The sequence below is a fragment of the Protofrankia sp. CiP1_Cm_nod1 genome, from assembly GCF_920888515.1.
Classification (GTDB): domain Bacteria; phylum Actinomycetota; class Actinomycetes; order Frankiales; family Frankiaceae; genus Protofrankia.
The window spans coordinates 3,170-27,903 of sequence record NZ_CAKKTM010000444.1; the positions used below are offsets into that span (position 1 = coordinate 3,170).

Genomic DNA, 24,734 nt, shown 5'->3' on the forward strand with positions numbered 1-24,734 from the left:
GTTCCCGGGGCTGCCGCTGTTCCCGGGGCTGCCGCCGTTCCCGGGGCTGGCGGGCCCGCCTGCACGGACGAGGAGTCACTGCCGGCATCCACAAGGCTCACCCTGCGATGGTACGGCGGGCCACCCCCTCCCGGCGCCGATCCCACCTCCTGCCCACCACGCGCCACGGCCACCGAGCCGGGCCAACGGGACCGTCGACCGGATCGCCGCCCGGCACGGACCGGAGATTTTTTCGGTGCCGGCCAGCGGGCCAGGAAGACGTGAGCGGGTTTCCAACAGTAAGCGCCCGGCACCAGGCCGGATTATCCGGCGGCCCGCCCAACTGATGACACGACCAGTTTCCTCCTGGTTTCGCCCGCCCTGCCGGAATATCCGGACCACAACCGTCAACAGGGAAACACCACCGTGAATGCGCACGTGCCGCGCCGACGTCGACGCACGTGTCGGGGCACCTCACTCTGCGATGCGGCAGGATGGGTAAAAAATTCTTCCAGTGGCGCTGTCCGGACCCGCATATCCGGTCCGGTCACGGCCACATGGCACCAGGAGTCGCATGTGGACGCACTGACCACTACTGGCCCTGACGGCTCGGCATCGGTGGATGTCGACACCGACATGTTGATCATCGGCGCCGGCCCGGCCGGCCTCTTCGGCGCCTACTACGCCGGATTCCGCGGGATGTCCGTGACGGTGATGGACTCGCTGCCCGAAGCCGGCGGCCAGGTCACCGCGATGTACCCGGAAAAGGTGATCTACGATGTAGCCGGGTTCCCCGCGGTGCGGGGCCGGGAGCTCATCGCCGCCCTCGTCGCCCAGGCGGGCGCGTTCTCCCCCAGCTACCTGCTCGGCCAGCAGGCGACCGAACTGGCCCACGAGGCCGACGCCGTCGTGGTCACCAGCGCGCAGGGCACGCGGGTGCGGGCGAAGGCCGTCGTCATCACCGGCGGGCTCGGGACGTTCACGCCGCGCCCGCTACCCGTCGGCAGCGACCATCTCGGCCGTGGCCTGGTCTACTTCGTCCCGAAACTGGACGTCTACGCCAACGCCGACGTCGTCATCGTCGGCGGGGGTGACAGCGCCTTCGACTGGGCGCTCGCCCTGGAGCCGCTGGCCCGGTCGGTGGTCCTCGTCCACCGGCGGGACCGGTTCCGCGCGCACGCGCACACCGTCGAGAAGGTGCTGGCCTCCAGCGTCGAGGTGCTCACGCACACCGAGGTCGCGACCATCCACGGGGACAGCCAGGTGGAGAAGGTCGAACTGCTGAACAACAAGTCCGGCGACCGCCAGGTCCGCCCGGCCCAGGCGATCGTCGCCGCCCTCGGGTTCACCGCCGACCTCGGCCCCCTGACCCGCTGGAACCTGACCGTCGAGAAGCGTCACATCGTGGTGGACACGACCATGGCGACCGGCGTCGAGCGGATCTTCGCCGCCGGCGACATCACCGAGTACCCGGGCAAGGTACGTCTGATCGCCACCGGTTTCGGTGAGGTCGCGACCGCGGTGAACAACGCGGCACCAGTCATCGACCCGTCCGCCAAGGTCTTCCCGGGCCACAGCTCCGACGACGGCCCCGCCGGCTGACACCCCGAAGCACCACCCGGGACGCCCGGGCACCCTGACAGCCCGGGCACCAGGGACCCCTCCAGGGTGTCCGGCCGCCTCGTGACGCCCGGGCGCCCTGACGGCTCGGGCGCCCTGACCGGGCCCTCGACATGCACCGGCCGCGACATCCGTAATTCCCCATTCCCCGCGCCCGGCTTCCGCGTTGCCCGAAGGTGTCGTCCAATATTGTTCTACATTGTCTTGTGTTGTTCAAAGTTGTTTGAAATTATTTGGTGCTGTTCGGCTCGGCACCATGTGGCCGAATCCGAAACGACTCGCCGCCCCGGACAAGTACCCCGCGACGGCGACGTCCCTCCCCGGGCTCCGGCTGAACCAGGGTTTTGCCCGAAACGCTGTCCAGCTGGGCCCGCGCGCGGCTGGGCCCGACAACGGGCCCAGCGTCCGGACGAGCGCTCTCCGACGGCGCTGCCACCCATCCGGCTGACGAGCGAACTCACCATCGCCGACGGCGAGCCATCCGGCGGGACCGCTCTTCACGCCAACAGGCCACTCTTCACGCCAACAGGCCACACCGCGACGAACGGGCTGTTGCCGTCGGGCCAGCCGGCGGCAGTGTGACCGTGTGCCCCGACGAACGCGGCATTACCCGATGGGCGCACCGCCGGCGCAGACTGGTGGGTATGCGGGGTCTACTGGTGATCGGGCACGGCTCACGGCGGGACGAGGCGAACGCGACCGTCCGCGAGGTCGCTCGCCTGCTCACCACATCCGGCTGGGCCACCCGCGCCACACCCCCCGTACCCGGTACCACACCCGCTGCACCCAGCGCCACACCCCCCGTACCCGGCGCCACACCCGCTGGGCCCGGCGCCACACCCGCTGGGCCCGGCGCCGCGCTTGCCGCGTCCGGCTGTCCCCCAGCTCCCGCATCCGGCCAGGTCACACCCCCCGCGCCCGGTCAGGCCGTGGCCCGCGCGCTCAGGCGGGGAGCGGCTTCCCCACTCGGGCGGGAGACAGCCCCTGTGCCCGGCCCGTCCTATCCGTCCGCCGCTTCCAGCCCGCCCACCATTTCCAGCCCGCCCGATGCTTCCAGCCCGCCCACCACTTCCAGCCCGTCCGGTGCTTCCGGTGCTTCCGGACGCGGGACGGACACCACGCCTGATCCGGTAACCGGTGCCATATCCGACGAGTTCGAGACCTCGTCCGGCGGGCTCAAGACCCCGCCCGCCGAGGCCGATCCTGGCGTGACGGGTGGTCACCATCAGATCCACTGGCACGCGGTGGAGCCGGCCTTCCTGGACGTGGTCCAGCCCGACATCATGGCCGGCTACGCCAGCCTGGCCGCCGCCGGCTGCACCGAGATCGTGGCCCACCCTTTCTTCCTGTTCGACGGCAGCCACACGTCGCGGGACATCCCGGCCGCCCTCGCCCGGGCCCGGGAGCGCTTCCCGCACACCCGCTGGACGCTGACCGCGCCACTCGGGCTGCATCCCGGTGTGCTGACCGCTGTCACCGCCCGCATCGACGACGCCCTTACCGGCCATGCTTGCACCGGCCATGCCTTCGCCCCGGACGAGCCCTGACCGAATGGCCCCCGACGACGCCTGATGACAACCGGTGGACCTGATGACAACCGGTGGCAGGCACCAGCGCGCCCACACCGGCCTCGCGCCCACCTCGAACGGGCTCTCGCCCCGAACGGTCTCCCGATCACCATTCGGACAATCACCCGCCCCCTCTCGTCCCAGTCAAGAGAACGAGAGTGAAAACGGCTGCCACAGCGACCGTTCATCCCCTCGTTCGCGTGATCCGAGAGTGTTCGATCATCAGCTTTTGGCGGGTTTCGGGGCGGACGCGTGTTGGCCGACCGGCGTTTCGGACGAGCGGGCTCTGGTGACGGCATCGGCCACCGCCGCGGCCAGCGGATGGATGCCGGGCTCGGTCGCCACCGCGTCCACCCGGATGCCGGCGTGCTGACAGGCCGCGACGGTACGCCGTCCTATCGCGGCCACCATGATCCCGTCCGGTAGGGGGCCGTACAGCGCGACGGTCGCGCGGGCCGCGGTCGACGACGCGAACGCCACCGCGTGCAGGTCGCCGTGCCGGATCTCCTCGACGATCCGCGGGTCGGGTTCGGCGACGACATCGGTCAGGAGGCTGATCCGACGCACCGTTTCCGCTCCGGCGGGCGGCGGCGCGGACGCGCACACCACCACGCGGACGCTGCCGCCCATCACCGCAGACACCGCATCCTGCGCGTCGGTGGGCTCCGCAGCCCGCGTCCGCGCACTGTGTGTGTTGGCGCGCTCCGGGCCATCAGCGCTGACGGGCAGCCGGGCGCAGGACAGCCCAAGGGCCTCCAACGAGACCTCCGCCTCGGCGTCGGCGGCCATCAGCACGAGCCCGGCAAGCGCCCGGACGTCGCGGCCGGCCCGACGCAGCAGTGTGACCACCGCCGCGACCTCCGCGACGCCCGCCAGCACCAGCGCGTCCGCGCCGGCGAGCGCCGCCAGCAGCGGTGCCGGGGCGGCCACCGGCCCGGGACGCGAGACGACACTCTCCACGGCGTCCGCGCCGAGCGCGCGTAACCGGGCGGCCAGCAGCCCGGGACGCGGCCTTGTCCGCGGGACGAGCACCCGGACTCCCGCCAGCGGACGGTCGGCGTCCACAGCCGGCGAGCCGGTGACGGATCCGCGCGGATCATCGTAACCATTCGTAAGACCGTGACTGTCAACACCGCCGGACCTGTCGACGCCGCCAGGGCCGTCGCCGGGGCTGTCGCCAGGGCCGTCGCCGGAGCCGGCTCCATTCCGGGGGCGCGGTCCCGCCCAGGAGTGCGATCTCACCGTTGCCCGGCCTGGCGAGTTGTCGGCGCCGCCAGGCCTGACGGTGTCGCCCGAGCTCACGCCGTCGCTCGCGATATCGCTGGCGCTCTCGCGACTGTCACCGTTGCCACTGCCACTGCCACTGCCACTGCTGGTGCTGGTGCTGGTGCTGGTGCTGGTGCCCACGATGGCACTGTCGTAACTGCCATCGCCATCGCTGCCGCTGTTGGTGTTGGTGTTGGTGCCCACGCTGGCGCTGTTGGTATCACCGCCATCATTGCCATTGCCGCTGCCATTGCCATTGCCGCTGCCATTGCCGCTGCCATTGCCGCTGCCATTGCCGCTGCCATTGCCGCTGCCGTTGCCGCCGGTATCGCTGGGGCCGGGACCATGGTTGCCGCCGTCCGGCCACGAGAGGATTCGGGGTGCCGCGTCGTGGCGGGCCGCGACGTCGCCGATCACCACGACGGCTGGTGATCGCACGCCCCGCGCGACCGCGTCGACCACGACCGTGTCGAGAGTGCCGCGCACGACCCGTTGCGCCGGCGTGGTGGCGCGTTCGATCACCGCGACAGGCGTGTCGGGTGACCGCCCGCCGTTGATGAGGGCCGCGGTGACGTCGGCGAGCCTGGCGACCCCCATCAGCACGACGATGGTCATCCGGGACGCGCCGAGCGCCGCCCAGTCGACGGTGGAGCCGGGATGCCCGGGTGGCAGATGACCGGAGACGACCGCGACGTCCTGCGCGACACCACGGTGGGTGACCGGAATACCGGCATACGCGGGGGCCGCGAACGCCGAGGTCACCCCCGGGACGACCGTGCACCGCACCCCCGCCAGCCGGCATGCCTCCGCCTCCTCGCCGCCACGGCCGAGCAGGAACGGATCCCCGCCCTTGAGCCGGACGACCGTGCGGCCCGCGAGCGCCTGTTCGACCAGCAGGCCGTTGATGTCCTCCTGGCTGCGGGTGAGCGCGCCGGCACTCTTGCCGCTGTAGATGATCTCCGCTTCAGGCCGGGCATACCCGAGCACGTCGGTGGACACCAGGCGGTCGGTGACGACCACGTCGGCCGCGGCAAGCAGTTCCCGGCCACGAACGGTGAGCAGCCCCGGATCGCCGGGCCCCGCCCCGACCAGCCAGACCTCCCCCGCGCCCCGCGCCGTGACGTCCCCCGTGGCCTCCCCCGCGCCCTGACCCTCGCTCATCCCTGCGACGCTACCGCCCACGCGCACGCCGCACCCGCGGTCGAACCCGACCGAACCCGTAGGTGACAACCGTCGTACCCACAACGTTTTTCACCTACAGCCGCGGAAGCCGTAGGTGAAAAAGGCTACCGTGACAACGGTTTCCACCTACGGCTCCCGCCATGACCGGCGTCGACGGCTTCCAGCCATCAGGTTCCAGACGTCGGCTTCCAGCCATCAGGTTCCAGGGGCAACCGCATCAGCAATCCACAGCATTGGTTCGGTCAGCGGCTAATTATGATCCACATACAAGGCAGGCGGTATCGCTCGACTACCACGGAGCGCCTCGACCGGTCACAGGATCGGAGGAAGAAGGGCTCAGTGGATGCCGCATTCGGTTTTGGTTGAGCCGGTCCAGCGGCCGGCGCGGCCCTGGCCGCGTTCGGTGCACGGCCAGCAGCCGACCGAGTCGTAACCGTCGGAGAGCAACGGGTTGACGATGACGCCGTGCTCCTGGACGTAGCGCTCGACGTCCTCGTCCGTCCAGGCCGCCAGCGGGTGGATCTTCACTTTGCCGCGGCGTTCGTCCCAGCCCACGGCCGGCAGGTTCTTACGGCCGGCGCTCTCGGCCCGGCGCGAGCCCGCCGCCCACGCCTGGTAGGGGGCGAGCGCCCGGTCCAGCGGCACGACCTTGCGCATGCGGCAGCACTGGTCCGGGTCGCGCTCGAACAGCCTCGGCCCGTGCACGGCGTCCTGACCGGCCACGGTGAGCTGCGGAGCGACGCTGATCAGCGGCAGGTCGTAACGGTGCCGGACCGCGTCCCGGGTGCCGATCGTCTCGGCGAAGTGGTAGCCGGTGTCGATGAACACCACCGGAACGTCCAGCCGGATCCGGGAGAGCATGTCGACGAGCACCGCTTCGGCCATGGACGCGGCGACGACAAGCCCGCTGCCGAACTGCTCCACCGCCCAGCCCAGGATCTCCTCGGCCGGCGCGCCCTCCAGTTCGTCACCGGCGCGTAGGGCCCGGGCCCGCAACGTGGCGTTCATCAACGTCTCTCCTCCACTGCCACGGCCGCCGCCGCGGCTGCTTGTTCCCCCCGCGTAGCTGCGTCTTCTCCCCGCGCAGAGGACTGGACGGTACCGGCAGCAATGCCGGCGGAAAGCGGTGGCACCGCGACCGCGAGCGCGGTCATGCTGAGCCGGAACGCCCGCCGGCAGCTTCCGCACGACCACTGGCCGTGGCCGGAACCGGCGGCGGCGTCCCCGGCCGTCTCGGGCGGCAGGTAGGGGACGAGGTCCTCCTCGCCGCAGTACGGGCAGTAGAACGGGACCGAGTGCGCGCCGGCCATCAGCCGCCGCCGTGGCGCTCGCCCGGCGCGTCCACGCCCGCCGCCGAAGCGGCCCCGCCGGCCGCGCCGGCACCGGCTCGTACGGACGCGACGAAGAGCGCGGACTCGTCCACCCGTTCCACCCAGTCCGCGAAGGACTCGCCCTCGCCGCGGCCCGCGGAGTAGGCTCGCAGCAGGCCGTCGACGTAGTCGACGACCCCGGCGGAGGTGACCTTCAGCCCCCGGGGCTTCCGGCCGAGCCGCGACCGGGTGCCGAGATGACCGCCAAGGTGGATCTGGAACCCCTCGACGAGCTCCCCGGAGGCGTCCGGCACCAGGGAGCCCTTGAGCCCGATGTCGGCGACCTGGAAACGCGCGCACGCGTTGGGGCATCCGTTGACGTGGATGCCGATCGGCTCGTCGAAGTCCGGCAGGCGGCGCTCGAGCTCGTCGATCAGCGAACCGGCCTTCCCCTTGGTCTCGACGATGGCGAGCTTGCAGAACTCGATACCGGTGCAGGCCATGGTGCCGCGCCGGAACACGCTCGGCCGCACGACCAGGTCGAGTGCGGTGAGCTCGGCCTCCAGCTCGTCGGCCCGGGCCGGATCGACGTCGAGGATGACCAGCTTCTGCGTGGTCGTCGCCCGGATGCGGCCGGCGGCGAAACGGTCGGAGAGGTCCGCGACCGCGGCCAGTGTGGTGCCGGTCAGCCGCCCGGCGCGGGGTGCGAAGCCGACCGCGAACCGGCCGTCGCGCTGCCGGTGGACGCCGATGTGGTCGCGTCCCTCGTTACGCGGCGGCGCCGGCGGCGGGCCGTCGGGCAGCGCCGCGGTCAGATACTCCTTCTCCAGGGTGGCGCGGACCCACTCGGGGCCCATGTCGGCGACCAGGAACTTCAGCCGGGCCCGGGTGCGCATCCGCCGGTAGCCGTAGTCCCGGAACAGGCTGGCCACAGCGTGCCAGACCTCGGCGACCCGCTCGGGAGCCACGAAGGTGCCGAGCCTGACCCCCAGCTTCGGGTTGGTCGACAGGCCGCCGCCGACCCACAGGTCGTAGCCGGCACCGAGCTCGGGGTGGACGACCCCGACGAACGCGATGTCGTTGATCTCGTGCAGCGTGCAGTGGTCGGCGCAGCCGGAGATGGCGCTTTTGAACTTGCGCGGCAGGTTGCTCAGGGACTCGTCGCCCACGTACCGCCGGACGGTCTCCTCGATCGCCGGGGTGGCGTCGATGACCTCGTCGCCGTCGACGCCGGCCAGCGGGCAGCCGAGAATGACGCGGGGGGTGTCACCGCACGCCTCGGCCGTCGTCATCCCGGCGCCCTCCAGCGCCGCCCAGATCGCCGGCACGTCCTCGATGCGGATCCAGTGCAGCTGGATGTTCTGCCGGTCGGTGACGTCGGCGACGTCCCGCCCGTAGCGGGTGGAGATCCCGGCGATGACGCGGAGCTGGTCGCTGGTCAGCCGGCCGCCGTCGAGGCGGATGCGCTGCATGAAGAACGGCGCGTCGAGATCCTCGGGCTCCAGGACGGCCGTCTTGCCGCCGTCGATGCCCTCCCTGCGCTGGGTGTACAGCCCCCACCAGCGGAACCGCCCCCGAAGGTCCTGCGGGTCGATGCCGGCGAAGCCCGTGTAGGGGTAGCGGTTGAGGATCCGGTCCCGGACGGCCAGGCCATCCTGGTCCTTCTTCATCCGCTCGTTGGGGTTGAGGGGCTCCAGGTGGCCGAGCGCCCACTGGCCCTGCCCCTTCGGACGGGACGGGCGCGCGGAACGGGAACGTGCGGGGGTCGTCATCGAATCTCTCGCAACCGTGTGCGGGTGCGCCGACAACAGGCCGACAACATCAACATGTCGACAGGATGCGGTGGCGCGGCGGAAAGGTCAGCGGCGGAAAGGTCAGATGTGGCGCGGACAGACCGCGCTGGCGACCCTGAGCAGGTCGACATGCAGGCGCGCGACCAGCCCGAAGTCGACCAGGGCCGCGGAGTCCGCCGAGGCGCGGCCGGCGGATGTGAAGCCGGCCCACGCGGGACCCGAGCCGAAACCCGTCATGCCTGAACCGGTCAGACGGAGATCCGGGCGCGCGGTCACGGGCCCATGCTTTCACATCGGACGCCCGTAAGACAGCGAATGCACCCAGCAGCAGGATAAAATTACGGAGCGTTCAAAATTTGGATGGATGACGGCCGGCGGACCCGTCCCGATTTCATTGTTCAGTGGACCGGTGGATAAACAGGCCAACGGCAATAAACAGATCGACCGGCCGGACGGGTCGCGGCCGGACGGTGATGCCGATGGCCCGGCGCGGGAACGCCACCTGGGCACCGACGGCGGGCCTCACCCTACGACCTCACGCGAGCCGCGGCCGAGCCTCACGCAAGCCGCGGCCAGGCCACGCTCCGGCGCGGGACCGGCCAGCCGGCTCGGCACGGGAGCGCCGTCTGACAGCGACAGCGGGCCTCGTGCGAGCCGCGGCCGGTCGACGGCCCGATGCGGGACCGGTCAGCCCGGCCGCCCGCTGGGCCGAGGGCGCACCCTGGGCCGGGGGCGCGTTCTGGGCCGGCTCGGGCCGGCTCCCGGGCCGGTCGATGGTTCAGCTCTGGGCCGGCCGGCTCGCGACGGTCCGGACCGGAGCGCGTCCGCACACGTCCCGCAGGCGGTCGACCAGGCTGTCAACGGCGAGCCCCTTCTCGATCAGGGCGTGCGCGCCGAGCGCCGAGGCCTGTTCGCCAAGAGCCCGCTCGGAGAAACCGGTGAAGATGACGACCCGGGCCCGGGGCGCCGTCCGGCGAATCACGGGTAACGCCGCGAGGCCGTCCATGATGGGCATGGCGACGTCGAGCAGGACGAGGTCGGGGTCGGTGCGCGCCACGATCTCAATTGCCTCGGCCCCGTCCCTGGCCCGGCCGACGATCACGAAATCGGGCTCCATGTCCAACAGGAGACAAACGAGATCGCGTACGCCGTCGGCATCGTCGGCCACCACGACGCGGACGGCATCCTGCGCACCCGGCTCTCCGTCCATATCCGACGTTCTACGCCGTGCCGGTACCACCCGCCCATCGTCATTCAGGATGGTTTCCGGAGCTAGCCCCCCAGCGAATCCCCCAAAAGGAGGACAGCCGTCTGCAAAGGGAGGGTGGTCATCGCCACCGGACACCCACAATCACACCTGTTCATAATCGCGAAACGATGCGGAAGGACTGTGCGTGGATTGTCATCGATGTCCGGCCGGCGGCAACACCGATGACGGCTGCCGGTAACCTTCGGCCACCCGAGGCGACGGCTCCGACGTCGGTCGTCGTACCGGCCCGCGGCCGGCCCACCCGTGCCAGCGGGGTGTCCACGGCGCCGCGCCCATCGGGCCTGCGGGGCCCAGGGGCCGGTGGGGGCCCATAAGGGCTATGTCCGCGTGCACCCACCCGCGAGGCCGGCCGGCCGCCTGTTCCGGGGCGGCCCCGGCAGCGCCATGTCCGCGTGCGCCCACGCGCAAGGTGCCCGGAGCAGGCCGCCGATGGCGGGACGCGCGGGTGCCCGGAGGCGCCCACGCGAGCCGCCCGCAGGCGGCTCTGCCGATGGTCAGGCTTCGCCGATGGCCAGGCTGATTGTGTCCGGATGCGCCCACACGCGAGATCCTGGCTGTTCGAGCGCACCGAGCGGCGCGAACGCCAGCCCGCGCGAACTCCTGGCCCGGCATCCACGGTGCCCTGTCCGTCGGTGGAGCCGCTCTCCGGTTCTGACCAGCAGGCCACGCCCCGGTCCTGACCAGCAGGGCCACGCGCCCCCTCCGGAGGCGGCGCCGGAAAAGACGGAACGAGCCGTCGCCGATGACGGAATATATCGTTATGAAAAGAACGCCGTGTCACCGTGGGCCGCGGGACACATCATGATGGACGGCGACCGGTGCGGCACCGTAAATATGTACCCGCCCGTGCCGGTACCCGTTCGGCCGTTCGTACCCGCCCGTGCCGTCCACCCGTGCCTATCCACCGGCGAACAGCACGTCCACATCCGCTGGGACGGCGTCGCGGGCCGCCGCCCGCCGGGCGAAAGCCGTTATTCCCGCGAGCTGACGCCTCCCCAGGGAGAAATCCAGCGTGGTGAAGTACCGCGTCAGCGTCGCCACGTCGAAAACCTCCCAGCGCGCCGCGTGCCGGGCCACGGCGTCCACCTGGCGCAGCGCGAGATCGAGGCTGCCCCGGAAGGCGTCGTGCACCTCCTTGACCACCCCCGGGTAGGCCTGGGCGAAGTCGCGGCGCGCCGCCCACACCGCGAACACCATCGGCAGGCCCGACCAGTCCCGCCAGGCTGCGCCCAGGTCGACGACATGCAGCGGATGCGCGTCCCCGGCGTTCTCGGCGTCATAGGTGGCCCGCAGGGCCACATCGCCGATCAGTACGGCGGCGTCGGCCTCACGCAGCATCAGGGGAAGATCGGGAGGCATGACCGTGTAGGCCGGCCACAGCCCCAGCCGGTCCTCCAGCAGCATCTGCGCGAGCAGCACACTCGTCCGTGACGTCGAGCCCAGGGCCACCGACCGGATCCGCTCCACCGGCACGGCGCTGGCGAGCACCACCGACAGCACCGGGCCGTCGGAGCCGACCGCGATGTCCGGCAGGACGACAAGCTCGTCGGCGTGCCGCAGGTACTCGACCAGGCTGATCGGGCCGATGTCGAGATCGCCCGCCACCAGTGCCTCGTTGAGCCGGTCTGGAGTGTCCTTGGTCAGTTCGACGTCCAGTACCGCGCCGGAGTTCACCAGGCCCCAGTAGAGCGGGAGACAGTTGAGAAACTGGATGTGGCCGACCCGCGGCCGCCTGAAAACGGACGCCGGCACGGACGGGACCGACACCGGCACGGCGGGCACCGGCACGGCGGGCTGCGAGCTCTGAGTCGGCAGCGACGGCGGCACCGTGTGCCCGGCCTCCTGACTGGCCGCCTGCGTGACATCGCTGGCCGCCTGCGTGACATCGCTGGTTATTTTCGTGACCTCAACGGCCGCTTGCGTGACATCGTACCGCTGCGTAACGTCACTCTGCGGTACAGAATCGTACTTTTCGGCGATATCAGGCTGGGATGCGGCGTTGTGTTCCCGGGTGGCGTCACGCTTTCTCGCGGAGTCGTGCTCCCGGGATGGCTCGCTGGTCAACGCAGCCAGCCGCGTCGTTGCTCCAGGGCATCGAGCACCGCCCGGCGCTGGCGGATCGCCAGCGGATAGCTCACCAGCCCGCTGAGGACCAGCGCGACGGCAAAACCGAGCAGCCAGTGCAGGCCCACGAGCAGCACGACCACCAGCACGGCGGCGAAGATGACGGTCCGCAAGGCGAAGTAACGGGCGTTGATGGCGAGCAGCCCCGGCCCGGACGGCCCCGCCCCGGGCTGCCCTGCCCCAGACGGTGACGGCCCGGACGACGGCGCCCCGTACGGCGACGATGATCCGTACGGCGGCAGCCCGGACGACCGCTGGCGCGATGCCCATCCTCGCCCGCCAGCCGTTCGCTTACGAAGATCCATAAATCCTCCCGGTCCCCGTACCGTTCTGTGGCCGGCGGCCGTCCCGCCGACGGCCGTCATCTCGACCGGCGGGCGCGCCGAGGTACCCAGCCGAGACGCTGCAGCAGGGACGGATACAGCCCCAGGCAGACGAACATCACCAGCAGGCCGAGCAGGCCGGCCGGCCCGATCGCCAGGCCGGCGAACCGCAGCAGCGCGTACGCGGCCACCCCTGGCAGCAGGATCGCCAGGAAGGCCAGCGTGAAGATGGAACCGATCCCCGCGGATCCCTCCGGCAGGACACGGCGCGCCGACGGAGCCGGCCGCGGCACCTGGCCGTCCCGGCTGTCCGGCCGGTCATCCAACCGGTCACCATCCATGATCACACCGCCTCCGGCCGAGCTCTGGGTCTTCTTGGCGTCCATCTTGGACGTTGGTGTCTTCTTGGGCGCCGATCAGGCGCTGATCTCCTGGGGAAGGTCCCGGCGGGTAGGGTCGGGGCCGTCGAACTCGCGGATCACGCGATACCGGGTGTCCCGCTCCACCGGGCGGAAGCCGGCGTCCCTGATCACCTCGAGCAGGTCCTCCCGGGTCATCGTGTCCGGCGTCCCGAAGCCGTCGGCGTCATGAGTGATCTTGTATTCGACGACGGAGCCGTCCAGGTCGTCCGCGCCGAAGTTCAGGGCGAGCTGGGCGGTGGTCAGGCCGTGCATCACCCAGAAGCACTTGACGTGATCGACGTTGTCGAAGAGCAGCCGGGACACCGCGAACGTCTTCAGCGCCTCGGCCCCGGTCGCCATCGGCTGGTTCATGAGCCGGTTGCGTGGGTCACCGGCCGCGTCATGCTGGAAGCGCAGCGGGATGAACACCACGAACCCGCCGGTCTCGTCCTGTAGCTCGCGCAGCCGCAGCACGTGGTCGACCCGGTGCCGCGGCTGTTCGATGTGGCCGTAGAGCATGGTGGCCGGCGTCCGCAGGCCCTTGGAGTGGGCCAGGCGGTGGATGCGCGACCAGTCCTCCCAGTGCGTCTCGTGGCCCACGATGTGCTGGCGGACCTCCCAGTCGAAGATCTCCGCCCCGCCTCCGGTCAGCGACTCCAGGCCGGCGTCGATCAGCTCGTCGAGGATCTCCGCCGCGGGCAGGCCGCTGATCTTCTCGAACCAGTGGATCTCGGTGGCCGTGAACGCCTTGAGTGCCACCCCCGGCAGCGCCTTCGACAGCTCACGCAGCGAACGCGGGTAGTAGCGCCACGGCAGGGTGGGATGCAGGCCGTTGACGATGTGCAGCTCGGTGATGCCGGCAGGCTCCATCGCTCTGGCCAGCCGCACGGCCTCTTCGATGCGCATCGTGTACGCGTCGGCCTCGCCCGGTTTGCGCTGGAACGAGCAGTAGGCGCAGGATGCCGCGCACACGTTCGTGAGGTTCAGGTGCCGGTTGACGTTGAAGTACGTCGCGTCCCCGTTCTTGCGGACGCGGACGGAGTGCGCCAGCTCCCCCAGCCAGGCCAGCTCGTCGCTGGCGTAGAGCGCCTCGCCGTCCGCCCGGCTGAGCCGTTCGCCGGCGTGTACCTTCGACTCGATCTCCCGCTTGAGCCCGACGTCCATAAGCACGAGGGTAGTCCCGCCCGGCGCGGCGTCCCGCCGACATGTGACCCGTGGCGCCTCGAAGCCACGGGCTATGGGCACGGGCCTGCGACCCACGCGGCCGGCCCGGGGACCGAGCCGGCCGTGCCCGGTTGGGCCAGCGGGACCCGCCGGAAATCCCACCGGACACGGCGGCTTGGTGGCCAGATGAGCCAGGTGGCCAGATGAGCCAGATGGGCCGGGTGGCTAGGCCAGGCTGTCTCCGGGCGAGACGCCGGCGAGGAGTGCGCGGACCTCCGCCTCCTGGTAGCGCCGGTGGCCACCGAGGGTACGGATCGAGGTCAGTTTCCCGGTCTTGGCCCAGCGGGTCACCGTCTTCGGGTCGACCCGGAACATGCTCGCCACCTCGGCCGGTGTCAGCAGAGGAGCGGATTGTGGTGTTGGTGTCGTTGTCATGGAGCCTCCTGTCACAGAGCGTTGACAGTCAATATACAGAAGGTTCTTGCTTCAGTGGTAATTCGGGCGTGACACATCGGGGTCATGTGGTGACTAGTCCGCTCACGTCCGCATGAGTGAGAACACGTTCAGTGACCAAACGCCTGCGAGGATAATAGGGAGGAGATCATCACGGCGCACGACCAACCACCGCTTCCGCCGGCTGTCAGCTCCCCCAGCCACCGGCTCCCCCAGTCACCGGCTCCCCCAGCCGTCGGCTCCGCCAGCCACCGGCTCCCCCGGCCACCGGCTCCCCCGGCCACCGGCTCCCCCGGCCACCGGCTCCCCCGGCCACCGGCTCCCCCGGCCACCGGCTCCCCCGGCCACCGGCTCCCCCGGCCACCGGCTCCCCCGGCCACCGGCTCCGCCAGCCGTCGGCTCCCCTGGCCGTCAGCTCAGGACCCGTCCGCCCCAGAGCCCGCCGGCGTCCCGGCGGGAGCGCGGACAGGCCACCGCCCTGTACCCGTTCGCCTCTGCCCCCGTTCGTCGCGGGGTTACCGACCGGGCCACCGGCCCCTGGGAGCTGCCGGCGCCCGGGGGCCACGGGCGCGGCGGTCGCGGTGATCTGATCGACCCGTCACTCGGGTCCACCGGCTCCCGGGGCCACGCGCGCGTCCCCCCGAGGCAAGCGGGGTGCCCACAGTGCCCGCAGGGGCGCTATCGGCGCTCCGGGCCGGTACCGGCGCGGGCGGCGGCCCGCTGGGCGGCCCTGCGCTGCGACCGGCCCAGCGGATAGGTCAGCGCACCCACGATCACGAGACCGGCCAGTATCGCGAGGACAGGGTTGACGCTCAGGATGAGCAGGATGGTCAGCATCACGAGCAGCGCCGCGATCCGCGCGGCGAAATACGGCAGCTGCACCCGCAGGGAGGCCGGGGCCTGACCGGCCACAGGACGCCCGGCTGGCCAGCCCATCCAGGCGCCCGAAGCGCCAGCGGCGCCCCTGGAAGCGGGCGTCCGAGGACGCGGCACCCGGTCCAGGTCTGCCGTCGTGGCCCGCGTGCCGCTGTCCCGCGTCCGCTGTCTCCCGCCGCTGTCGCGTGTCATGCCCGCCTTCGTCCCAGTTCGGTCTTCAGCTGCCGGCGGGCATCTCGAACCGGATGAGCACGGATCCCGCTCATTTACGGTACGACCCGCCGGATCCGCGGCGGTCACGAGGGCAGGTATCGGGCGGGGCCGAGCCCGCGCGCCCCCTCATCCCCGTCACGTTCTCATCCCCGTCATGTCCCGTGCCATCCCAAAGATCATGGAGATGAACGGCGCGTGACGCCGAGCTCACCGGCCCCTTCGGGCCTGATCACCTTCGGCGCCGTCCCACCCCCGGCAGCACAAAAATCATGACGATGGGCGGCGGTACGGCCAGGGCCGTCCAGCCTCCTCGTCCCGGTCAAGTTCCACACCGCCTCGCGCTCATGACAGCCTTACACCGCCTTGCCTGGATACGCATTTATCCATATTTATGTACCCAGAGTCACGAAAGAGCGATGGCCGCCCGAACGTAGAGATCACACAATGAAGATCATGAGGACGAACGACGGGCCGCGCCGAGCTCACCGGTCCAGCGGCGCAGCAGGTCGTTGGGCACCCCGGCCGCGTCCAGGACCTTGCCGGCGACGAAGTCCACGAGCGCGCGCGCGTCGGTCGCGCCGGCGTAGAAGCCGGGGCTGGCGGCCGCCACCACCGCGCCGGCGTCGTGCAGGGACAGCATGTGCAGCAGGGTCGAGCGGGTGAACGGCATCTCCCGGGGCACGACCACCAGCCGACGGCCTTCCTTCAGCGTCACGCCGGCGGCGCGTTGCAGCAGATCCTTGGACAGCCCGAGAGCGATCCCGGCCACGGCAGCCGTGCTCGCGGGGACGACGATCATCCCCCTGGTCAGATACGAGCCGCTGCTCGGCCCGGCGGCAAGATCACTGCAGGACCAGTGACGGAGCAGATCCGCCGCGGCCGCCTCGGAGATGACGGACGGGTCCACGCCGAGCCAGCCGGCCAGGGACCGTGGCCAGGTGCTGTCCCGCCAGGCGATCCCGGTCTCGTCCAACAGGGTGAGCCGGGCCGCCCGGGAGACGACCAGGTCCACCGGCAGCCCGGCGTCCAGCAGGCCGCGCAGCACCGACGCCGCGTACGGCGTCCCGCTCGCCCCGCTGACGCCGACCACCCACGGCAGCCGCGGTTCGCCTTCACCCGGCCGCGGCGGCACCGCGTCCCGGCTGTCGAGACGCACCCCGTCCTCCCAACTGTCCGGCCAACCACCCGGACGCCCAACCACTCGGATACCCGGAGCCCGGAGCCCGGGTGCCCGGCCAACCGGTCAACCGTCCGGATATGCCCCAGCGGCCGGTGGTCGCCCGAATGCGTCCCTGTCCCTGTCCCTGTCCCTCCGGCACCTTCCGCACTTCCGTACGCACTTCCGTACGCACTTCCGTACGCACTTCCGTACGCACTTCCGGCAATCATGATGTCCTCGACGATCCCCGCCGCTCGCAGTGGCCCGGCCGTCGCAGTGGCCCGGCCGTCGCGGCGGCCGGTCGTCACCAGGCCAGGCCGCGGGAGATCAGATCGAGGACGGCGAAACCGAACAGGGCGATGCCGACGAACCCGTTGGCGGTCAGGAAGGCCCGGTTCACCCGGGACAGGTCGTCCGCGGAGACGATCGCGTGCTCGTACCAGAACGCGGCAGCGGTCACCACCAGCCCGGCCCACCACCACGCGCCGAAGCCCTCCATCAGCCCGAACACGACGAACAGCGCGAACGTCACGACATGGGTAACGACCGAGGCGGCCAGCGCCGCCCGGATCCCGAACCGGGCCGGCACCGAGCCCACGCCGATGCCACGGTCGACCTCGGCGTCCTGACAGGCGTAGATCAGGTCGAAGCCGGCTATCCAGGTGCCGACCGCGAGCCCGAGCACGACCGAGGCCCACGACCAGCGGTCGGTGATGGCGATCCAGGCGCCGACCGGCGCGACCGCCTGGGCCAACGCGAGGACGGCGTGCGGGAAGTTGGTGAACCGCTTGGCGTACGAATAGACGATCAGGGGGGCGGCCGCGAGCGGCGCGAGGGCCAGGCAGAGCCAGGACAGCGCGGCGGCGGACCCGGCGAAGACACCCAGGGCGATCGCGGCGCCGACCGCGGCCGTGCGCACCGACACCGCGCCGGTGACCAGCTCCCGGCCGGCCGTCCGCGGATTACGTCCGTCGATCTTCCGGTCGATGATCCTGTTGGTCGCCATCGCGAAGGTGCGGGCAGCGACCATCGCGACGGTCACCAGCGCGATGTCCAGCCAGTGCACGGAGCGGGAGGCGTCGAACGACGCGGCGAGCGCCGCCACATAGGCGAACGGCAGCGCGAACACCGAATGCTCGATCACCACCACCCGCAGGAAGGCGCGGACGGGGCCGTCAGGCGTCGATGCCGGCCCCGGCATCCCCGGGGCGAACGTCGCGTCACTCACTGACGACCATCTCCCAGGCGTTCCGGCAAGCGGTGTATCCCCGCCGTGGACCATGGTGAGCAGCGGTCGGCGATAGTCCCGTCAGCGATAGTCACGTCAACGACGGCCCGGTCGACGATGGTCACAGCCCGTACTCCTTCCAGCGCCGGGCGACCTTGTCCCTGACCGCCTGGTCCATCACGGCCTCCGCGGGCCAGCCGCCCTCGCGACGGTATCCCTCCGTCGGGAGTTTGCGGGTGGCGTCCACGCCGATCTTCCCACCGAAGAACTGCTCGTACGAGGCGTGGTCGAGGTGGTCGACCGGGCCGACCGTGGTCAGCAGGTCGTGGGCGTAGTCGACGTTGCCGAACGCCCGCCACGCCACCTCGGAGTAGTCGTGGACGTCACAGTCGGCGTCGACGACCACGACGAGCTTGGACAGCGACAGCAGCCCGGCGCCCCAGATGGCGTGCATGACCTTCTGCGCGTGCTTGGGGTAGCGCTTCTCGATCGAGACGATCGCGCAGTTGTGGAAGACGCCCTCGACCGGCAGGTCGTAGTCGACGATCTCCGGGATCATCATCCGGACCAGCGGCAGGAAGATCCGCTCGGTCGCCTTGCCGAGCGGCCCGTCCTCCTGCGGCGGGCGGCCCACGACGATCGTCTGGAAGACCGGGTCACGCTGCAGGGTCATCACGTCGACGTGCAGGGCGGGGAACGGCTCGACCGGGGTGTAGAAACCCGTGTGGTCGCCGAACGGGCCCTCCGGCAAGCGCTCCCCCGGCTCCAGCCAGCCCTCGAGCACCACCTGGGCGTTCGCCGGCACCTGCAACGGGACGGTCAGGCAGTCGACCATCTCCACCCGCTCGCCGCGCAGGAACCCGGCGAACAGGTACTCGTCGATCTCCGCCGGCAGCGGGGCGGACGCCGCGTAGGTCACCGCCGGGTCGCAGCCGAACGCGATCGCCACCGGCAGCCGCTCCCCGCGGCGCTCGGCGACGGCATGATGGGCGTTGGAGTCCTTGTGGATCTGCCAGTGCATGCCGACCGTCCGGGCGTCATGACGCTGCAGCCGGTACATGCCGAGATTGCGCTGACCCGTCTCAGGATGCTTCGTGTGGGTCAGGCCCAGGTTCAGGAACACCCCGCCGTCGTCCGGCCAGGCGTGCACGCCGGGCAGGCGGAGCAGGTCGACGTCCGAGCCCTTGAGGACGACGTCCTGGCACGGCGCGGTCCGGACCTTGCGCGGCGGCACCGACCGCAGCGCGGCGACCTTGCCCAGGGCCTCCCGCAGCCCGCCGAGCCCGACCGGGAGCTCGGGTCTGAGCAGGGCGGCGATCCGGTCGCCGATCTCGTCGAGGCTGCCGGCCCCCAGCGCGGCGGCCATCCGCCGCTCGGTGCCGAAGACGTTGATGGCCAGCGGCATGTCGGCGCCGAGCGGCCGGTCGAACAGCAGCGCGGGCCCGCCCTCCCGCACCACCCGCGTGACGATCTCGGTGACCTCCAGGACCGGGTCGACCGGGACGCGGACGTGCCGCAGGTCGCCGTGACGCTCGAGGTGAACGAGGAACGCGCGCAGATCCGCCCAGGCCATGGCGCCCATCCTCGCAGGACGCCCATCCTCGCGGCGGCCCGCGGGCCCCGGCCGTCCGGACCTGTCGAGCCAGCCACCGGAACCCGGTACCGACCGCGCCAGGTAGCAGTCGGGTAGCTCTGGTGAGAACCCCCCGCCCGGCCGCCGGTCGGGCCCGGCGGGAACCTCCGTCCGACCACCGCCCGGGCGGTGGACACGTCGGGACGTGCGCCGACCGGCCGTACCCGGTACGGGTTCCCCCCATGCGGCACGTCCTGGCACATGTCCAGCTCCCGGTCCTCGGATAGCGCCGGTACGGGTTACCCCCATGCGGCACGTCCCGCCATCGAAAGGAGCACACTGGGAGCGTTGTCGTTGCGCGGCGGTCGTCCTGGCGTCACCGATCCGACCGGACGGGCGGATGGTTCCCACGGGCATCAGCCGTTCCAATGGACATCGGCTGTTTGGGCACCAACGGGCGTCCATGGTCACCTATGGGCATCGGAACCGCTCCAGAGAGCACTGGCTGTACCGTCGGATGACGATGGATATGGGTCCACACGCGATCAGGACTCCGGGTCGTGACAGATGGTCATGACGGTCGGAGTGAAGACTGGAGAGGATCAACGGTGCGGTGGTGGGGTTCGTACTGACGCTGGCAATCTTCGGCTTCTGGATTTTCACGCTCATTGACGCGATCATGGCCCCGTCAGCCGCCGTGCGCACACTTCCCAAGATCGCCTGGATTGCCATCATCGTTTTCTTCTACGCCATCGGCGGCGTGGCCTGGCTCGTTGTCGGCCGCCCCCGTCGTGACGACTACGCCGACGACGGTATCGAGCCCATGGATCATCCAACATGGGAAGGCCGGGGCCGCTGGGCCGGGGCCGACGGCTTCGGCCGAGGCAGCCGGGATGGCGCCGAGGACGGGCCGTCGAATCTCCGGTGGCCGTCGTGGCCACGCCGTAGTCCCGCGCCACAGCCGGTCGCGCCCGACGACAACCCGGAGTTCCTGCGGGAACTGTCCGAACGTATCCGCCGCGGGGACGGCGACGGCACCCCCCGGAGCTGACCACAACACCGACCCATACGGCAACGCGACGCGGTACCACGTTGACAGTCCGCGGCGTCACGTTGACATCTAGTCAGCGTGACCCCGTTGGCGGCAGTCAGCGTCATCCTGCCGGCAACGCCGGCCAGCGGGTATCCAGTGCGGTTCTGCCTGGGCGTCAACCAACGACACCCAGGCAGGTCCTGTCGGCGGGGTCCTGCCGACGGGGTCCTGCCGACGGGGTCCTGCCGACGGGGTCCTGCCGACGGGCGTCAGGCGCCGACACCCGCGTAGGAGTGCAGCCCCGAGATGACCAGGTTGACCAGATAGTAGTCGACAAACAGCGCGCTGAAACCAAGCAGCGATATCGCCGCGGCCCGGCGGCCCTTCCAGCCGGCGGTGGCGCGGGCATGCAGGTAGGCCGCGTAGATCACCCAGGTGATGAACGACCAGGTCTCCTTGGGATCCCAGCCCCAGTAGCGACCCCAGGCCGCCTCCGCCCAGATGGCACCGGCGACGACCGCGAACGTCCAGACCGGGAACGCGAAGCCGATCACGCGGTAGGTGATGCGGTCCAGCGACGCGGCCGCGGGCAGTCTCATCATGATCCCACCGCGCCTGCGCATCGCCGCGGAGGCCTCGGCCTGTCCGGTGGCAACGGCCGCGAGGCGGTTCTCCCAACGGTCCTTCAGCAGATACAGGACGGTGGTGACCGCCGAGACCATGAACACCCCGCTGGCCACGATCGCCGCCACCACGTGGATCTTGAGCCAGTAGGAGTTGAGCGCCGGGACGAGCGGGCCCGCCGCCACGTAGAGCACCGTGCCGGCGAGACCGAGATAGAGGACCACCGGCAGCATCACGAAGACGCCCAGCCAGCGGACGCGCGCCCGGGTCCGGGCCAGCATGCCGAGGTAGGTCAGCACCGCAATCAAGGTGATCATGGATGAGAACTCGTACATGTTCCCCCACGGCACCCGGTCCGCGGCCAGGCCACGGGCGGTCACCGAGCCCACGTGCGCCGCGCATCCGAGCACGGTGAGCAGCACTGCGACCCGGCCGATCCAACGCGCCCGAGGTGAGAGCGACAGGTCCGCGCCGTCCCCGGCCATCACCTCGGCCACCGCAGCCCGCTCGGCGGCCTGCCGGGCCGCCCGGGCGCCGGCCGCGGCGAGCGCCTCAGCAGCAGGATCCACAAGAGCGTCACGATCGTCAGTGGCATAGGTGACAGACGCTCCTGCTGTAGCCGCGCCTGCTGTAGCCGTCCCCGCCACAGCCGTACCTGCTACAGCCGTACCTGCTACAGCCGTCCCCGCTACAGCCGTCCCCGCCGCATCTCTGCCTGCCACGTCCATGCCGACCATCAGCGCCACCCGTCCGGGCGTCGCGGCCGCGGCGGCCCGCACTGACGCCGACGCTGACGCCGAAGGCGCAGCCGGCACCGACAGCGCAGCCGACGCCGCCAGGGATATCGGTCTCTCCGCCCGGCCTTCGGCCAGGGCCGCGGCGCTGGCACGCCCGAAGCGGCTGAACGCGAACTCGGCCGCGTAGCCGAGCATGGCCAGCGCGTAGACCGCCATGGTCACGCCGAGCAGATGGTCGGACAACGTGGCAAGGCCGGAATTGACTGGCATCACAGCTCCTGTCCGGTGGGATCTCCGGTTCCCCCGCTGGCCTGGGAAATGCTGGCCGGGGAAGCCTCTGGCCCAGCCATCAGATCCTCCCCGCACCTCGGATCCCGGATCAGGTCCCGGATCCGATGATGGTCCTGGAGGCCCGGATGGCGCTTGCCGCCCGGTCCGACGGCGTCTGTCCCCACTGTTTCAGCGTTCACTGTTTCAGCGCTCCCCGCTCCGACGGCGTCCGAGCATCCGATGACGTCCGAGCATCCGACGGTGCCTGAGCCGGCGCCAGCCGCCCGGGCGGCTCCGCGTGGTCCGGGCTGCCCAACCAGGCTGGACGCGCGCCCTCGACGGGCGCGGTGGCCAGCCGGATGTCCCTGATGATCGACTGCAGCTCGGCCGCGAAGCCGTCCACATCGGAACGGGACAGTCCACCGACCTCGACCGTGGTCATCGCGCGGGCATCGGAGCCGGCGTCGGGGCCGACACCAGGACCGCTGCCCGTGCTGGTAACGCTGCCCGCGCCAGCCGTGCCCGTGTCAACCGTGCCCGTGTCAACCGTGCCCGTGTCAACCGTGCCCGTGTCAGCCGGTGCGGACGCGGGGCGCGCCCGCACCCAGACCCGACGCCGGCGCACCCGCATGCTGACCAGCAGACCACCGATGATCGCCACAGCCGCGACCAGCACCCAGCCCTTGAACGGATCGGACTTGGTCTGGAACGTGGCGAACTGGCGAACCCCGTCGACCTCCAGGGTCATCCCCCCGGGCAGACCTCTGATCGTCCGCTGCTCGGGATTGTTCAACGCGAGCACCTGCGCCACCCGTCCGGTGCCGATCGGGCCGTCTATGTGAAGCTGGCGCATGTCCCGGGTGTCCAGCGAGTAGATGTTCTGCGGCACACCCTCGTTGATGTGCAGGTTGCCGACGTAGCCGGTGAGCGTGAGGCCGGGGGCGTCCGCGGCCGGATGGGCCGAGATGTAACCGTGCGCCGGATCGAGCTGCGTGGTCGGAGTGAACACGCCGGTGAACGCCAGCTGCTGGGGCTCCCTGGTCGGCCCTGTCGGCGGGAGCCCGGTATCGCCGATCTTCAACGTGCAGGTGGACGCGAACATGGCGTCCCGTGGCGTACAGGGCTGGTAGCCCTCCCAGACGATGCTGCCGTCGCCGCTGCGCAGCACGAAGTGCGGAGCATAGCCGTGGCCGATCAGATACACCTTGGCGCTGCCGATCGCCAGCGGATGATTGACCTGGATGTCGGCCGTGCGGGTCCGACCGCCGAGATCGGTGGTGTAGACGACGTCGGCACGGAAGTCCGCCGGCTGCCCGTTGGGCTGGTAGGACGCGGTGAACTTCTCCAGCGTCAGGGAGAACGGCGCCAGGTCACCGACGGGGTCGACCAGCTTGCCCCGGCTGAACTGGTCGTAGGAGACCAGCGTGTTCGTGAAACCGTCACCCTGTATGACCAGGACAGTGCCCTGGTAGCCGAACCACGAGCCCAGCCCGACCCCGAGGAGCATCAGCACCAGCGCGATGTGGAAGACAAGGTTCCCGGTCTCGCGCAGATAGCCCTTTTCCGCGGCCACGGAGAAGTCCTGGCTGCCGTCGGGCCTGGTCGCGCCCTCGGGCGCGGCTCCGACCCGGAACCGCCGCCGCCGCAGGACCACCCGCGCCGCCTCGACCACCTCCCGGGGGCCCAGCGCACTGTCCCACGACCGGCCGCCGGCCAGCCGGCTCGGCCGGGCCGGCGCCCGCGGCGGCCGTCCCACCAGCGCCCTAGCATGCCAGCGGACCCTCGACGTCAGACAGCCGATCAGGGAGACGAACAGCAGCAGGTAGACCGCGGCGAACCAGGGTGCGCCGAAGACGTCGAAAGCTGACAGCCTGTCGAGGAACGGCGCGAGCGAAGGATGCTCCCGGAAGTACTCCCCGACCTTCAACGGGTTCAGCGACCGTTGCGGCAGCAGAGAACCGGGAACGGCCGCGAGCGCGAGCAGGAACAGCAGCAGCAGCGCCGTACGCATACTGGTCAACTGGTGCCAGGCGCGCCTCGCCGGGGCAGTGATCACCCGCAGGGAACGGGACACGCCGACAGCCCCGGTGGCGCCGCCGCCCGCGGCGCGCGGCGCGGATGATGCCATGGATGCGTGTTCCCGCACCTCATCGGGCACGGTCGTCAGCATCCCGGCCCCGCCGGAGACATCGGCTGGACCGGTCAAGCCAGCCGGGCCGGTCGAACCAGCCGGGCCGGTCGAACCAGCCTGGTCAGTCGGGCCAGCCTGGTCAGTCGGGCCAGTCAGACCAGCCAAGCCGACCGAATCGGTCGCACCTGCCAGAGCAGTCGAACCTGCCAGAGCAGTCAAGCCGGTCGAATCGGTCGAACCTGCCTGGTCGGCCAAGCCAGTCGAACCAACTGGGTCGGTCAGGCCCGGCCGGTCAGTTGGCCCGATGGCCGACGACGCGGGCAGACCCGATGGAGGCGACAGCCCATCAACCGGGCTCGTCGGCCCAGTCCCGTCGGCCCGGTCAGCTGGCTCGGTGGTTCCGGTCGAGCCGGCTACGTTCAGAGTGGCGCCTACGT

General features: G+C 70.8%; 20 protein-coding genes. 3 read left to right on the top strand and 17 right to left on the bottom strand.

Features of this window, described 5'->3' with window-relative positions:
- Positions 1–615 precede the first annotated feature (615 nt).
- On the top strand, positions 616–1,581 hold the full coding sequence (locus NBX02_RS20170) for an NAD(P)/FAD-dependent oxidoreductase (RefSeq protein WP_445548549.1): 966 nt from the start codon (positions 616–618) through the stop codon (positions 1,579–1,581).
- A 1,004-nt stretch (positions 1,582–2,585) separates the two neighbouring features.
- Complete coding sequence (locus tag NBX02_RS20180) at positions 2,586–3,146, top strand: sirohydrochlorin chelatase (protein ID WP_445548546.1); 561 nt, start codon at positions 2,586–2,588, stop codon at positions 3,144–3,146.
- 243 nt (positions 3,147–3,389) lie between these two features.
- Here the strand turns inward: NBX02_RS20180 and cobA are convergent, their stop codons facing one another.
- From cobA to NBX02_RS20255, 15 genes are all read right to left on the bottom strand, one after another.
- On the bottom strand, positions 3,390–5,594 hold the full coding sequence (cobA, locus tag NBX02_RS20185) for a uroporphyrinogen-III C-methyltransferase (protein WP_250292565.1): 2,205 nt from the start codon (positions 5,592–5,594) through the stop codon (positions 3,390–3,392).
- Positions 5,595–5,951: 357 nt separating this feature from the next.
- Complete coding sequence (locus NBX02_RS20190; protein ID WP_250283257.1) at positions 5,952–6,623, bottom strand: phosphoadenylyl-sulfate reductase; 672 nt, start codon at positions 6,621–6,623, stop codon at positions 5,952–5,954.
- Complete coding sequence (locus tag NBX02_RS20195) at positions 6,623–6,925, bottom strand: hypothetical protein (RefSeq protein ID WP_250283259.1); 303 nt, start codon at positions 6,923–6,925, stop codon at positions 6,623–6,625. The genes NBX02_RS20190 and NBX02_RS20195 overlap by 1 nt, the downstream gene beginning before the upstream one ends.
- Positions 6,925–8,697 carry a nitrite/sulfite reductase gene (locus tag NBX02_RS20200; protein WP_250283261.1) on the bottom strand — a complete coding sequence of 591 codons (1,773 nt, stop codon included), beginning with the start codon at positions 8,695–8,697 and terminating at the stop codon, positions 6,925–6,927. Before NBX02_RS20200 ends, NBX02_RS20195 begins: the two co-directional genes overlap by 1 nt.
- A gap of 102 nt (positions 8,698–8,799) precedes the next feature.
- Positions 8,800–8,955 (bottom strand): putative leader peptide, encoded by a 156-nt coding sequence (locus tag NBX02_RS20205; RefSeq protein WP_250292567.1) that lies wholly within the window; start codon positions 8,953–8,955, stop codon positions 8,800–8,802.
- Between the two features lie 541 nt (positions 8,956–9,496).
- Positions 9,497–9,928 carry a response regulator transcription factor gene (locus NBX02_RS20210; RefSeq protein ID WP_250283264.1) on the bottom strand — a complete coding sequence of 144 codons (432 nt, stop codon included), beginning with the start codon at positions 9,926–9,928 and terminating at the stop codon, positions 9,497–9,499.
- A gap of 957 nt (positions 9,929–10,885) precedes the next feature.
- The gene (locus tag NBX02_RS20215) at positions 10,886–11,740 is read right to left on the bottom strand and encodes a menaquinone biosynthetic enzyme MqnA/MqnD family protein (protein ID WP_445548550.1); all 855 of its coding nucleotides are present in this window, start codon (positions 11,738–11,740) and stop codon (positions 10,886–10,888) included.
- Positions 11,741–12,048: 308 nt separating this feature from the next.
- On the bottom strand, positions 12,049–12,417 hold the full coding sequence (locus NBX02_RS20220) for a hypothetical protein (protein WP_445548547.1): 369 nt from the start codon (positions 12,415–12,417) through the stop codon (positions 12,049–12,051).
- A gap of 56 nt (positions 12,418–12,473) precedes the next feature.
- The gene (locus tag NBX02_RS20225) at positions 12,474–12,821 is read right to left on the bottom strand and encodes a hypothetical protein (protein ID WP_250283266.1); all 348 of its coding nucleotides are present in this window, start codon (positions 12,819–12,821) and stop codon (positions 12,474–12,476) included.
- Between the two features lie 30 nt (positions 12,822–12,851).
- The gene (gene mqnE / locus NBX02_RS20230; RefSeq protein WP_250283285.1) at positions 12,852–14,000 is read right to left on the bottom strand and encodes an aminofutalosine synthase MqnE; all 1,149 of its coding nucleotides are present in this window, start codon (positions 13,998–14,000) and stop codon (positions 12,852–12,854) included.
- Positions 14,001–14,225: 225 nt separating this feature from the next.
- On the bottom strand, positions 14,226–14,435 hold the full coding sequence (locus NBX02_RS20235; protein ID WP_076843070.1) for a BldC family transcriptional regulator: 210 nt from the start codon (positions 14,433–14,435) through the stop codon (positions 14,226–14,228).
- A gap of 696 nt (positions 14,436–15,131) precedes the next feature.
- Positions 15,132–15,521, bottom strand: coding sequence for a hypothetical protein (locus NBX02_RS20240; protein WP_250292570.1), 390 nt, complete (start codon positions 15,519–15,521; stop codon positions 15,132–15,134).
- 472 nt (positions 15,522–15,993) lie between these two features.
- On the bottom strand, positions 15,994–16,698 hold the full coding sequence (locus NBX02_RS20245) for a UbiX family flavin prenyltransferase (RefSeq protein ID WP_250283269.1): 705 nt from the start codon (positions 16,696–16,698) through the stop codon (positions 15,994–15,996).
- A 307-nt stretch (positions 16,699–17,005) separates the two neighbouring features.
- Complete coding sequence (gene mqnP / locus NBX02_RS20250) at positions 17,006–17,929, bottom strand: menaquinone biosynthesis prenyltransferase MqnP (protein WP_445548548.1); 924 nt, start codon at positions 17,927–17,929, stop codon at positions 17,006–17,008.
- Between the two features lie 121 nt (positions 17,930–18,050).
- Positions 18,051–19,502, bottom strand: coding sequence for a menaquinone biosynthesis decarboxylase (locus NBX02_RS20255; protein WP_250283270.1), 1,452 nt, complete (start codon positions 19,500–19,502; stop codon positions 18,051–18,053).
- A gap of 613 nt (positions 19,503–20,115) precedes the next feature.
- Here NBX02_RS20255 and NBX02_RS20260 point away from each other — a divergent pair.
- Positions 20,116–20,553: a PLD nuclease N-terminal domain-containing protein gene (locus NBX02_RS20260; protein WP_250283272.1), complete on the top strand. Its 438-nt coding sequence runs from the start codon at positions 20,116–20,118 to the stop codon at positions 20,551–20,553.
- 251 nt (positions 20,554–20,804) lie between these two features.
- On the opposite strand, the gene ccsB is transcribed toward NBX02_RS20260, so the two are convergent.
- Both ccsB and resB read right to left on the bottom strand, forming a co-directional pair.
- Entirely contained in the window at positions 20,805–22,166 is a 1,362-nt protein-coding gene (gene ccsB / locus NBX02_RS20265) for a c-type cytochrome biogenesis protein CcsB (protein WP_250292572.1), read from the bottom strand.
- A 196-nt stretch (positions 22,167–22,362) separates the two neighbouring features.
- Positions 22,363–24,294, bottom strand: a complete 1,932-nt coding sequence (resB, locus tag NBX02_RS20270) for a cytochrome c biogenesis protein ResB (RefSeq protein ID WP_250292575.1) — start codon at positions 24,292–24,294, stop codon at positions 22,363–22,365.
- Positions 24,295–24,734: the final 440 nt, after the last annotated feature.

Bases quoted from the DNA above. Each gene is read 5' to 3' on its own strand.
- NBX02_RS20170 (WP_445548549.1), top strand. From the start codon at position 616: ATGTTGATCATCGGCGCCGGCCCGGCCGGCCTCTTCGGCGCCTACTAC.
- cobA (WP_250292565.1), bottom strand. From the start codon at position 5,594: ATGAGCGAGGGTCAGGGCGCGGGGGAGGCCACGGGGGACGTCACGGCG.
- NBX02_RS20190 (WP_250283257.1), bottom strand. From the start codon at position 6,623: ATGAACGCCACGTTGCGGGCCCGGGCCCTACGCGCCGGTGACGAACTG.
- NBX02_RS20195 (WP_250283259.1), bottom strand. From the start codon at position 6,925: ATGGCCGGCGCGCACTCGGTCCCGTTCTACTGCCCGTACTGCGGCGAG.
- NBX02_RS20200 (WP_250283261.1), bottom strand. From the start codon at position 8,697: ATGACGACCCCCGCACGTTCCCGTTCCGCGCGCCCGTCCCGTCCGAAG.
- NBX02_RS20205 (WP_250292567.1), bottom strand. From the start codon at position 8,955: ATGACGGGTTTCGGCTCGGGTCCCGCGTGGGCCGGCTTCACATCCGCC.
- NBX02_RS20210 (WP_250283264.1), bottom strand. From the start codon at position 9,928: ATGGACGGAGAGCCGGGTGCGCAGGATGCCGTCCGCGTCGTGGTGGCC.
- NBX02_RS20220 (WP_445548547.1), bottom strand. From the start codon at position 12,417: ATGGATCTTCGTAAGCGAACGGCTGGCGGGCGAGGATGGGCATCGCGC.
- NBX02_RS20225 (WP_250283266.1), bottom strand. From the start codon at position 12,821: ATGGACGCCAAGAAGACCCAGAGCTCGGCCGGAGGCGGTGTGATCATG.
- mqnE (WP_250283285.1), bottom strand. From the start codon at position 14,000: ATGGACGTCGGGCTCAAGCGGGAGATCGAGTCGAAGGTACACGCCGGC.
- NBX02_RS20235 (WP_076843070.1), bottom strand. From the start codon at position 14,435: ATGACAACGACACCAACACCACAATCCGCTCCTCTGCTGACACCGGCC.
- NBX02_RS20240 (WP_250292570.1), bottom strand. From the start codon at position 15,521: ATGACACGCGACAGCGGCGGGAGACAGCGGACGCGGGACAGCGGCACG.
- NBX02_RS20255 (WP_250283270.1), bottom strand. From the start codon at position 19,502: ATGGCCTGGGCGGATCTGCGCGCGTTCCTCGTTCACCTCGAGCGTCAC.
- ccsB (WP_250292572.1), bottom strand. From the start codon at position 22,166: ATGCCAGTCAATTCCGGCCTTGCCACGTTGTCCGACCATCTGCTCGGC.
- resB (WP_250292575.1), bottom strand. From the start codon at position 24,294: ATGGCATCATCCGCGCCGCGCGCCGCGGGCGGCGGCGCCACCGGGGCT.